Source organism: Sediminibacillus halophilus, assembly GCF_900103695.1.
Classification (GTDB): Bacteria; Bacillota; Bacilli; order Bacillales; family Amphibacillaceae; genus Sediminibacillus; species Sediminibacillus halophilus.
Window position 1 is genome coordinate 41,403 of record NZ_FNHF01000003.1, and the last position, 11,551, is coordinate 52,953.

Here is an 11,551-nt window from a genome sequence, read left to right on the forward strand (position 1 = left end):
TGGTTCACGAGGAAAAACCGTCACTTTTGCTTAGCCACAGTAAAAGAACCAACTTCCTCTATTTCCACAGTATCGCCTGGATAGAGTTTTCTTCCCCTGCGATTTTCCGGCTCACCGTTCACCAAAACTTGGTAATCAGCTAAAAACAATTTTACCATACCGCCGGTTTCCAAAATATTGGCCAGTTTCAAGAACTGACCGAGTTGAATGTACGCTGTATTGATTTCGATTTCTTCGTTCATGTTATCACCTGATTTTTATGCCTTCTTTTTATTTTACTAAACATTTGGGAATATGAAAAGCGCTACCCAATTGGTAGTGCCCTTTCTATCAGTTTTCCTTATCATTGCAGAGAATATCCCCTCAATAAACTGATGAAAAAGGGAAAACTCTTGCCAGGTTACACCCCGGCAAGAGTTTAAAAAAGTTTATCTAAAGTTAGTAAGTTCTTACAGGTAAGATCAATTGCAGAATTTGATCATCGTCGATTGGCCGGATAATGAAGGGCCGCATAGCACCCGTGAATTCGATTCTTACCTGATCATTGTCGATTGCTTTTAATGCGTCCATCATATATTTGGCACTAAAGGAGATTTTTAACTCTTCTCCGTCAATGGATTGCGCAGCAACCTCCTCTGTCACATTTCCTACTTCAGGTGAGTTACTGCTTATTTCTACTTGATTGTTTTCTTTTGTCATCAGCCGAACCACATTGTTTTTGCTTTCTTTCGCCAAAAGAGAAGCACGGTCAATCGATTGAAGCAGCTCTTTGGTAGCACTGTGGACAATCGTTTTGCTTTGCTCTGGAATCAGCCGGGATGTTTCTGGATAGTTTCCATCCAGCAGGCGGGAAAGGAAATACAAATGCCTTGTCCGGAATAATACCTGATTTTCCGTTACACTGATTTGAATCGAGTCCTCGCTGCCTTCGAGTATTTTGTTCAACTCAATCAAACTTTTACCCGGGATTACGACACTAGAGAATCGAACCTGGGAATTTGCCTCATCCAATGGAATCCTCCTCGAGGCCAAGCGATGACTATCTGTAGCGATGAAGTTCAAGTTGCCTTCTTCCACTTTCATATTCACGCCTGTCAGAATCGGACGGGTTTCCACAGTTGATACCGCAAAAACGGTTTGTTTTATCAGGTTTTTCAATAAATCTGTGGGTAACTCAAAGCTGTCTTCTGTATGAAGTTGGGGCAGCTGTGGATATTCTTGCGCATCCTGTCCGTTCAAGTGGAATTCCGATCCTCCAGAACGGATGGTGACTTTCAAATGTTCGTCTGCTTCGATCTCTACTGTTTTTTCTGGAAGTTTACGGACGATATCCGGGAAATATTTAGCCTGCAATACAACACTGCCTTGTTCTATTTGCTCTACGTAAACAATTCCGTCTTCTTCTCGTGGAATGAAGGATTCGATTGATATATCGGAATCACTTCCCGTCAATTTAATGCCTTCTTCTCCTGCTTCCACTTTGATCCCCGTCAATATTGGAATGGTCGTTCTGGAAGATACAGCTTTCATGACATGTTGTACGCTATTCATCAATTCATCACGCTGAATTACAAATTTCATCAATAATCCTCCTAGGGGAAGTATATTATATATATTTTATTAATAAAAAATCGTAGTAATAGTAATAGGGCATGTGATTATGTGGATAACTCAAAATCTCCTCCGGAAGCAAAGCCTATCCGGCTGTGGATAGACTGTTAGTAAGTTTGTATGGTTATTCACGTTATTCACATGTGGAAAAACAGTAGGACAGCTCCCATATTAAAAAATAAGTAGAAAATAGTGCTGTTTATAGAGATTTAAGCTGTTCTTTTATTTCCTCGATTTCTTTTTGCAATTGGGTATCCTGACTAATCATTTTTGAGATTTTTTCATGGGCATGGATAACCGTTGTGTGGTCTCTCCCTCCAAATTCCTCCCCAATTTTCGGCAATGAGTAGTCGGTCAATTCCCTTGTTAAATACATTGCGATTTGTCTGGGAAAAGCAATAGACTTTGTCCGCTTTTTAGCCGCAAAATCCTCCAGTTTTACATTATAACGTTCACCGACAATTTCCTGAATGCCGTCAATGGTAATCACCTTTGGCTTGGAGCTCGGAATTATGTCTTTCAGTGCCTCGGCAGCCAATGAAGCATCGATATCCTGGTTTATCAAAGAGGAATAGGCAACCACTCTGATTAGTGCACCTTCCAATTCACGGATATTGGTATCAATCTGGTTGGCGATATAAAGCATGACTTCATTCGGAATATCCAATCCTTCCGCTTTTGCTTTTTTGCGCAAAATGGCAATTCTGGTTTCCAGGTCTGGAGGGGTAATGTCTGTAATCAATCCCCACTCGAACCGGGAACGAAGACGGTCCTCCAATGTCGGAATTTCTTTCGGCGGCCGGTCGCTGGAAATCACAATTTGCTTGCTTTCTTCATGCAAGGTATTGAAGGTATGGAAAAATTCTTCCTGGGTTTGTTCTTTTCCGGCAAGAAATTGAATATCATCGATTAGTAGAACATCGACATTACGGTACTTGTTCCGGAAGTTCACTGCCTTATTATCACGAATGGAATTGATGAATTCGTTCGTGAACTTTTCTGAAGACAAATAGACCACTTTTGCAGCTGGATTATGGTCCAATACATAATGGCCGATCGCATGCATCAAGTGGGTTTTGCCTAATCCAACACCACCGTAAATAAACAACGGGTTGTAGGCCTTTGCCGGGGCTTCTGCCACAGCAAGGGAGGCTGCATGGGCGAACCGGTTTCCAGATCCGATTACAAATGTATCGAACGTGTACTTCGAATTTAGCATCGATTTCGGGGATTCCCCATCGCTATCGTTGTTTTTAATATCAGGCACCTTTTTTACAGGCGGCTTGACGTCGTCCGGCTCGTGAACCGTTTCTGGAATGATGAACTTGGTTTTTAATTCGGCACCAGTAACTTCAAATAAAGCATCGGATATCAAATTGGTATAACGGCTTTCCAGCCAGTCCCGAGCGAATTCGTTTGGAGCCGAAATGACTAATGTATCATCGTCCAATTGGTCTGCTTTGGTATTTTTCAACCAGGTGTCATAGCTTGGTTTGCTAATTTTTTGTTCAATGGATTTCAGCGTGTTTGTCCATAACTCTTGGATGTTCTCCAACCCGTCGTCACCCCTTTCATTAAGTTAAGAGAAATAAAAAACCTCTCGCAATCTTTCTGTGATCTATTATCGGGAGAAAGATCGAAAGGTATGAGAATGATAACGTAGTAAATGTGGATAAAAAGATACGGTCGTTTCAGGGGATAGATCCGATTATCGAAGTACTCCACAACGTTGTTGATAACTTTAAAAACAGTCATGTGTGTAAATGTCCACACACTATCCACAATCTGTGGATAAAAATAATTTGATGGGTTTGTTTTCAACTGTTAAAACACAAATATAATATCAAATAAATCGGGATGGCGCAATGGTTTTTCGACAGTTATCCACAAAAACTACAGGTTGTAGACAAAAACTATCCACAGCACTATATTTTGTGATTAATTTGTCGATAACCGATGTGGAAAAATATTATTCATGAAAAAACAGTGTACAAGCCATGTGGATAACTGTCAAAGTCTGTTTTCGGATAGGGACCCAGAGGAAGAGTTTTTGTTGAGAAGGGTTGTCGTATAACAGCTTGTGATATAACAGTTGTGGGAAGTTGTCTTAACGGATGGTGTCTGAATCTATATCTATATGGGTAGAATACTTTTGATTTGCTGTAGATAGGAACTTCGCAATAACTATAATGGGAAGTATCATTGCCTATTTAAAAAGCGTGTTAACCACCGCTTCGGCAGCATACTTCGCTTTCCGCGGACACGGCTTCAGCTAACTTGGTAAAGAAAACCGCTTTCCCAAGTGGATCTTCAGCTCGCGCATTTCCCGCAGGAGTCTGCGTATGCTACCTGCGCTAAGAAGTGTGCTGAATCTCGCAAATTTGTTCTTCTTTTCTGAACAAGACAGTTGGAGTTCCAATAAACAGGAAGCTGTTCCTAGCGAAGGAAATACCCGGAGACTCCAGCGGGAGGAAAGGCCTCGGTGAGATCCCACAGAGCGTTAGCTCGAGGAAGCTCACCAGCCGCCCGCGGAAAGCGCAGGGTATTTCCACAGCGTCAAACTCCCACTCAACCTATGTAAGAAGTTAGGAAAACATATTAAAATGCGCAGGTGTTCAAACGAGAGGAAAGCGGGGTAAGGGGATCTTGTAAAATTGGCAATGGTTGGCTGGGCGGATTGTCTGAAAACAAGTTGACAGATGAAACCTCTATTCCGTATAATGAATGGGACTGTCTTGATTAGAAGAATTTTTTCATCCTCAGGGAGGTGTGTTATAGATGAAACGTACATTTCAACCAAATAATCGTAAACGTAAAAAAGTTCACGGCTTTCGTACACGCATGAGCACGAAAAACGGACGTAAAGTTATAGCTCGTCGTCGCCGTAAAGGAAGAAAAGTATTATCTGCATAGGCCACTGAAGATTTTCAGTGGTCTTTTTTCCACTTTAAGCCGAAAAAAGCCGAAAATTCGAATGCTTAATCTACAGTATAGACAGAAAAAAGGCTTTACCACCTGTTTTTGATGTTTTTAACTTTGCATAAACATGGGCCTTTTTCTGGATAATGCTGTAGAGCACGTTTTTTCTGCTGTCTTTCCGGAAACCATAGAAGACAGGATCGGCTGCTTTTGCCCTAATAAGGCGGCGGTTTTTCTTTGCCTGCAGATTATACCGATTACTTCACTGATCCTCTGAAGTCTGCTTCGTGCATACCTTCAGTTGGAGGAGATTTAACATGAAAAAAGCGCATCGTTTGAAGAAAAACGAAGAATTTCGACTTGTATTTAAAAAAGGAAAATCATTTGCCAATCGGCAGCTGGTTATTTATTATCTTGCCAAACCAGACCAGGAGCATTACCGCGTCGGGTTATCCGTCAGCAAGAAGATTGGTAATGCAGTGGTTCGCAATCGGATAAAGCGCTATCTGAGACAGGCATTTCTCGAATTGGACGAGCAGGTGGCGGTTACCTATGATATTATAGTCATCGCCCGCAAGCCTGCGAAGGACATGGATTTTCACCAGATAAAAAAGAGTCTGACGCATGTTCTGTCCAAGTCAAGGCTGCTTGCCAGGTAGGTTGCTCTATTTTATATAGAAGACCTGTAAGATACATGATAGAATACTATTAGATAACTAACATCGATGATGATAGAGAAGTAAGGAGGAAGTATATTGCGTAAAAAGGTCTTATTGCTAATGGCCTTGACACTAGTACTAGGCTTACTTTCCGGGTGTACACAGGTAAACCAGGATATCACGGCTGAAAGTGATGGCTTTTGGAATAACTGGTTTGTATGGCCTTTGTCACAGCTAATTACCTACGTAGCAAATATGTTTAATGAAAATTACGGTCTGTCGATCGTTCTAGTTACCATTTTAATCCGATTGGTACTACTGCCGTTGAATATCAAGCAGTTAAAAAGCTCGAAGGCGATGCAGGATATTCAGCCGGAATTGCAAAAAGTCCGGGAAAAATACAGTTCGAAAGATGCCAATACGCAGCAGAAGCTCCAGCAGGAGACAATGGAATTGTTTCAGAAAAATGGCGTCAATCCGCTTGCAGGCTGTTTGCCGTTAATTGTGCAAATGCCGATCTTGATTGCCTTCTACCAGGCGATCATGAGAACTGCGGAAATCAAAGAGCATAGCTTTCTCTGGTTCCAATTAGGAGAATCGGATCCTTTCTATATCCTGCCGATTGTGGCTGCCGGAGCGACCTTCCTGCAGCAAAAACTGATGATGTCAGGGACGAATACAAGCCAAAATGCGATGATGCCGCAAATGACGATGATGCTCTACATGATGCCGATCATGATCGGTGTCGTAGCTATTTTCTTCCCGTCGGCACTGGCCTTGTACTGGGTAGTCGGCAACATCTTCATGGTAGCCCAGACAATTTTCATCAGAAAGCCGATGATGAAGGATAAGGATGCTGAAACAGGAGGAACGAAATAGTGAGACAAGTAACTGCTACTGGACAAACAGTTGAAGATGCGGTCCAATCAGCATTGAAGCAGTTAAACACCTCAAGGGACCAAGTTGACCTGAATATTATTGATGAAGGCAAAAAAGGAATCCTGGGAATTTTCGGTTCTAAACCGGCAATTGTCAAAGTATCCGTGGCACAAAACCCGATACAAAAAACGGAGGCCTATTTAAAGGAGATTATCGCAGAGTTAGGGGCATCGGTAGAGGTCAAAACGATTGTCACTGACAAACAGGTAACCTTCGATCTTTCCGGAGATAAAATTGCTATATTAATCGGTAAACGTGGACAAACGTTGAATGCATTGCAATATTTGGTCCAACTCGTATTAAATCGTTACGCGGAAAAACGTTATACCGTAGTAGTCGATGCAGAAGGGTATCGTGGTCGACGAAGAGAAACGTTGATCAATCTCGCTAACAGAATGGCAGACAAAGCCGTTAACACCCATAAGGAAGTCACACTGGAACCGATGCCTTCTTATGAAAGAAAAATCATTCATACAGCTTTACAGCAACATAAAAGGGTAATCACTACTTCCGCCGGCGTGGAACCAAACCGGCACGTAGTCATCAAACCATCCTATTCTTAAAAAGTCTGGCTGTCGTTTTAACGACAGCCAGACTTTTTTGCTAGGTAAGAAAAGGTTTTTTAATACGTTGCAACTGTTTTCAGTACCGATCAGCTCGAAGTCTTCTGCCTATCCAATGTCTCGCAGAATTAACGCCATTCCTGGATAGATCAGACCTGTGAGGGTAGAAAGCGACAGAGCTTTTCTACTGATAGAAATAAACGTTGAAATCCCTGTGGCTGATGCGCATTCAGTATTGAGGTGTTCTTCGGGAATTTTACTAAGCTTGTTCTCCCCTTTGCAATGCCCCATGCTTCCCTTTTTCAACCAGTAGGTTTTCTATGAAAGACATTCATTGGTTAAGTGGACACGATATTCAATCCAATTTATCCTTTGGATGTTTTCCTGCAAAAAATTAGTTATTCTTCTAGGTATTATCCACAGAAAGTGTTAAAATAAGCTTTCGGCACTCGCTGTGGATAGAAAAAACGGATACGAATAAATTAAACTTATGCACATGTGGATAATCTAAATGGCAAAACCTGCTTGTGGATATTTTCAAATAAACCGAATTATGATATGCTAATAAGTTAGTGACTGTATAATTTGTGGTCACTACTTGATAATGGAATTTTAGTGGATACTATATATAGATACATTTTGGCACTATTGGAGGTGAAACGAATGGAATCAGATACAATTACTGCGATATCGACGCCGATCGGAGAGGGCGCCATCGCTATCGTCCGATTGAGCGGGCCGGAAGCGATAGAGATTGCGAACCAGTTGTTTGACGGGAAATCCCTCATTGACGTTGACTCCCATACGATCCATTACGGGAAAATCATTGATCCGTCTACCAAACAAGTAGCGGAAGAAGTAATGGTAACGGTTATGAAGGGACCCAAAACATTTACCAGGGAAGATGTCGTGGAGATTAACTGCCATGGTGGCTTGGTATCGGTTAATCGCTTGCTCGAAATCGTCCTTGCCCAAGGTGCGCGTCTTGCCGAGCCAGGGGAATTTACGAAACGTGCCTTTCTGAATGGACGAATCGATTTGTCTCAGGCAGAAGCGGTGATGGATTTGATCAGAGCAAAAACTGACAGGGCGATGAACGTTGCGCTCAAGCAAATGGATGGTCGTCTGTCCCAGCTGATTCAAAAACTTCGCCAGGAACTGTTGGAAACGGTCGCCCATGTAGAAGTGAATATCGATTATCCTGAATATGATGATGTGGAAGAAATGTCGCATCAAATGATGATCGGCAAAACGAGAGAGGTATATCGTGAAATCGAGCGCCTGCTGGAAGTTGCCAAGCAGGGCAAAATTTTGCGTGAGGGTTTGTCGACTGCTATCATCGGTCGGCCGAACGTCGGCAAATCTTCTTTGATGAATGCGCTCGTCCACGAAAATAAAGCGATCGTTACCGAAGTCCCGGGCACGACCCGAGATGTAATCGAGGAATATGTCAATGTACGTGGAGTACCTTTGCGTCTGGTAGATACAGCAGGAATCCGGGAAACAGAAGATATCGTCGAGCGGATCGGGGTAGAAAAATCCCGCCAGGTGCTGAAAGAATCGGATTTGATTCTGCTGGTACTCAACCATGGAGAGGAACTGACCCAGGAGGATCTGAATTTATTTAAAGCGGTAGAAGGTCTGGAAGTTGTTGTAATCGTAAATAAAACCGATTTGCCGCAAAAGATCAATTTAGAAAAAGTAAAAGAATTAGCAGCAGATCATTCTGTAATTACAACGGCTTTGATAGAAGAGAAAGGCATCGATGACTTGGAAAAAGCAATTTCGGAGACGTTTTTCGAAGGGGATTTAGATGCAGGCGATCTGACCTACGTTTCCAATGTAAGGCACATTCAGTTGCTGAAACAAGCATTGCAAGCATTATCTGATGCTATGGAAGGCATGGAAAATCAAATGCCGATAGACTTAGTCCAGATAGATGTTACGAGGACGTGGGAGATTCTTGGCGAGATAATCGGGGACACTGTCCATGAAAGCTTGATCGACCAATTGTTTTCTCAATTCTGCTTAGGTAAATAATGAAAAGGATAGCTGGAACGAACAGCTTTTTATAAAGGAGAGACAGCAAATGACATATGATGCTGGACATTATGATGTAATCGTTGTAGGAGCAGGCCATGCGGGATGCGAAGCTGCAATAGCTTCGGCCAGACGGGGAGCAAAGACGTTGATGCTTTCGATGAATCTGGACATGGTCGCTTTTATGCCCTGCAACCCTTCAGTCGGCGGACCTGCTAAGGGTGTAGTTGTCAGGGAAGTCGATGCTTTGGGTGGTGTAATGGGGCAAGTTATTGATAAGACGTACATTCAAATGCGTATGTTGAATACTGGAAAAGGACCGGCTGTACGTGCACTCCGAGCCCAAGCGGATAAACCGCTGTATATCCAGGAAATGAAACAGATGTTGGAAAATGAAGCAAACCTGACTATGAGACAGGGAATGGTCGAAAAAGTAATCGTCGAAGACGGCGAATGCAAAGGGGTTATCACCGAAACCAAAGCAGCGTATTATGCGAAGTCCGTCGTAATCACGACCGGCACGTTCATGCGCGGAAGAGTGATTATCGGAGATTTATCCTATGAAAGCGGACCGAATAACCAACGTGCATCGGTATCGTTGTCTGAGCACTTAGAAGAACTAGGGATCGAGCTCGTACGGTTCAAGACCGGTACTCCTCCACGTGTGAACAGCCATTCGATCGATTACTCGAAAACGGAAATTCAACCAGGTGATGAAAACCCGCAAAGTTTTTCTTACGAAACAACGGATGTTATTACGGATCAAATTCCTTGCTGGCTCACTTATACAAATGAATTCACTCATAAAGTGATCGATGATAATTTAAGTCTGTCGGCCATGTATTCAGGAATGATCAAAGGTACTGGACCACGCTACTGTCCGTCTATTGAGGACAAAGTCGTGCGCTTCCACGATAAACCGCGCCACCAGATTTTCCTGGAACCGGAAGGAAGGCACACCGAGGAAGTGTACGTCCAAGGGCTATCCACTTCTCTTCCAGAATACGTTCAAAAAGAAATGCTGCAAACCATTCCTGGTTTGGAGAATGCGGAAATCATGCGGGCCGGTTATGCAATTGAATACGATGCAGTCGTACCGACTCAGTTGTGGCCGACGCTGGAACTAAAGACCATCCCAGGGTTGTTCACCGCAGGCCAAATCAATGGTACATCTGGTTATGAAGAAGCCTCTGGACAGGGCATTATGGCCGGTATTAATGCGGCGGCCAAAGCGCTTGATTTGGAGTCCTTGATTCTCGACCGTTCACAAGCTTATATCGGTGTCATGATCGATGATTTGGTGACAAAAGGTACAAATGAGCCCTACCGTCTGTTGACCTCCCGGGCTGAATATCGATTGCTGCTGCGTCATGATAACGCAGATTTACGGTTGACGGAAATCGGTTATAAACTGGGGACTATCAAGCAGGAACGTTACGACCGGTTTACAGAGAAAAAGCAGTTGATCGAACAGGAAAGAAAACGGTTGTCCAAAATTATCTTAAAACCGGAAGCAGAGTTGCAGGCGATAATCGAGGAAGCGGGCGGTACAGCCTTAAAAGAGGCAGTCAAGGCTGCTGATCTGTTGAAACGTCCGGAAATCAAGTACGAATTGTTGGAGAAAGTCACGCCTGCAGATAAAGAGCTCCCGGCTGATGTAAAAGAACAAGTAGAAATACAGACGAAGTATCAAGGCTATATCGACAAATCCAATCAACAAGTTGAGCGGATGAGAAAAATGGAAGACAAGAAAATACCGGAAGATATAGATTACGATGCAATCGGCGGTATAGCGACGGAAGCAAGGGAAAAACTGAAGCGCGTCAAACCATTGTCTGTCGGCCAGGCATCCCGGATTTCCGGAGTCAATCCAGCTGACGTCTCTATCTTGCTTGTCTATATCGAGCAAGGAAATGTTTCCCGTGTGGCAAATCAATAAAATATAGGATAAGAAAGGATTTATCGATGAATCAGGAAACCTTTCTAACAGAATTAAAAAAACATGGAATAACGTTAAACGATCATCAAATTGATCAGTTTGACACATATTTTAAAACGTTAGTGGAATGGAATGAAAAAATGAATTTGACTGCCATTACAGACCGGGAAGAGGTTTATGCGAAGCATTTTTTTGATTCCATTTCCGCTGCTTTTTACCACGACTTTACCGGTCCGCTCCACGTTTGTGATGTCGGGGCAGGCGCAGGTTTTCCAAGTCTGCCGTTAAAAATATGTTTTCCCGAATTGAAAGTGACCATCGTCGACTCGTTGAAAAAGCGGATTACCTTTTTGAACCATCTGGCAGGTCAACTCGATGTAAGCGATGTGGCATTCTATCATGACCGGGCGGAAACCTTCGGGAAGAACGATAAGTTCCGCGCCCAGTATGATGTCGTTACTGCCAGGGCAGTGGCCCGCATGTCGGTATTGGCAGAATTATGCCTGCCACTTTGTAAAACAGGCGGAACGTTCCTTGCCATGAAGGGTCCCCAATTAACCGAGGAAATGTCGGATGCAGGAGCTGCCATCACAGTGCTTGGCGGGGAACCGATTGACACCCATACGTTTGAATTACCTGGTGAAAATGGCGAACGGAATATCGCTGTCATCAAAAAGAAAAGAAAAACGCCGAACAAATACCCGAGAAAACCAGGGATTCCGAACAGAACCCCTATTTCCTGAAAAAAACTGTCCGCTTGTTGCGGACAGTTTTTTTGTGTATAAAGCGGTCACAGGGTCACGTATATAATCGATTAAATTATTAATGATAGAGAATAAATAATAGAAATTTTACATAAGGAGGCGGTCAAAGCATTCGAG

General features: G+C 43.1%; 10 protein-coding genes. 7 read left to right on the top strand and 3 right to left on the bottom strand.

Annotated elements, in window-relative coordinates:
* Positions 1-20: 20 nt before the first annotated feature.
* The 3 genes from yaaA to dnaA all read right to left on the bottom strand — a co-directional run bounded on the left by yaaA (position 21) and on the right by dnaA (position 3,166).
* Positions 21-242, bottom strand: coding sequence for a S4 domain-containing protein YaaA (gene yaaA / locus BLR82_RS10825; RefSeq protein ID WP_074599230.1), 222 nt, complete (start codon positions 240-242; stop codon positions 21-23).
* 196 nt (positions 243-438) lie between these two features.
* The gene (dnaN, locus tag BLR82_RS10830; RefSeq protein WP_074599232.1) at positions 439-1,581 is read right to left on the bottom strand and encodes a DNA polymerase III subunit beta; all 1,143 of its coding nucleotides are present in this window, start codon (positions 1,579-1,581) and stop codon (positions 439-441) included.
* Between the two features lie 229 nt (positions 1,582-1,810).
* Positions 1,811-3,166 carry a chromosomal replication initiator protein DnaA gene (gene dnaA / locus BLR82_RS10835; protein WP_074599235.1) on the bottom strand — a complete coding sequence of 452 codons (1,356 nt, stop codon included), beginning with the start codon at positions 3,164-3,166 and terminating at the stop codon, positions 1,811-1,813.
* Positions 3,167-4,389: 1,223 nt separating this feature from the next.
* Here dnaA and rpmH point away from each other — a divergent pair.
* From rpmH to rsmG, 7 genes are all read left to right on the top strand, one after another.
* A complete protein-coding gene (gene rpmH, locus BLR82_RS10840) occupies positions 4,390-4,524 on the top strand; it encodes a 50S ribosomal protein L34 (protein ID WP_050350585.1) in 135 nt (44 codons plus the stop codon).
* 323 nt (positions 4,525-4,847) lie between these two features.
* Positions 4,848-5,189 (top strand): ribonuclease P protein component, encoded by a 342-nt coding sequence (rnpA, locus tag BLR82_RS10845; RefSeq protein ID WP_074599237.1) that lies wholly within the window; start codon positions 4,848-4,850, stop codon positions 5,187-5,189.
* 96 nt (positions 5,190-5,285) lie between these two features.
* Entirely contained in the window at positions 5,286-6,068 is a 783-nt protein-coding gene (gene spoIIIJ / locus BLR82_RS10850; RefSeq protein WP_074599240.1) for a YidC family membrane integrase SpoIIIJ, read from the top strand.
* Positions 6,068-6,691: an RNA-binding cell elongation regulator Jag/EloR gene (gene jag / locus BLR82_RS10855; RefSeq protein WP_074599242.1), complete on the top strand. Its 624-nt coding sequence runs from the start codon at positions 6,068-6,070 to the stop codon at positions 6,689-6,691. The genes spoIIIJ and jag overlap by 1 nt, the downstream gene beginning before the upstream one ends.
* A 663-nt stretch (positions 6,692-7,354) precedes the next feature.
* Positions 7,355-8,731, top strand: a complete 1,377-nt coding sequence (mnmE, locus tag BLR82_RS10860) for a tRNA uridine-5-carboxymethylaminomethyl(34) synthesis GTPase MnmE (protein WP_074599244.1) — start codon at positions 7,355-7,357, stop codon at positions 8,729-8,731.
* A gap of 49 nt (positions 8,732-8,780) precedes the next feature.
* Positions 8,781-10,670: a tRNA uridine-5-carboxymethylaminomethyl(34) synthesis enzyme MnmG gene (gene mnmG / locus BLR82_RS10865; RefSeq protein ID WP_074599246.1), complete on the top strand. Its 1,890-nt coding sequence runs from the start codon at positions 8,781-8,783 to the stop codon at positions 10,668-10,670.
* A gap of 26 nt (positions 10,671-10,696) precedes the next feature.
* A complete protein-coding gene (gene rsmG / locus BLR82_RS10870) occupies positions 10,697-11,413 on the top strand; it encodes a 16S rRNA (guanine(527)-N(7))-methyltransferase RsmG (protein WP_074599248.1) in 717 nt (238 codons plus the stop codon).
* The last annotated feature ends 138 nt before the right edge of the window (positions 11,414-11,551 follow it).

What these genes read in the sequence shown, in the direction of transcription:
- rnpA (WP_074599237.1), top strand. Translation starts at nt 4,848, where the DNA reads ATGAAAAAAGCGCATCGTTTGAAGAAAAACGAAGAATTTCGACTTGTA.
- dnaN (WP_074599232.1), bottom strand. Translation starts at nt 1,581, where the DNA reads ATGAAATTTGTAATTCAGCGTGATGAATTGATGAATAGCGTACAACAT.
- rpmH (WP_050350585.1), top strand. Translation starts at nt 4,390, where the DNA reads ATGAAACGTACATTTCAACCAAATAATCGTAAACGTAAAAAAGTTCAC.
- mnmE (WP_074599244.1), top strand. Translation starts at nt 7,355, where the DNA reads ATGGAATCAGATACAATTACTGCGATATCGACGCCGATCGGAGAGGGC.
- mnmG (WP_074599246.1), top strand. Translation starts at nt 8,781, where the DNA reads ATGACATATGATGCTGGACATTATGATGTAATCGTTGTAGGAGCAGGC.
- yaaA (WP_074599230.1), bottom strand. Translation starts at nt 242, where the DNA reads ATGAACGAAGAAATCGAAATCAATACAGCGTACATTCAACTCGGTCAG.
- rsmG (WP_074599248.1), top strand. Translation starts at nt 10,697, where the DNA reads ATGAATCAGGAAACCTTTCTAACAGAATTAAAAAAACATGGAATAACG.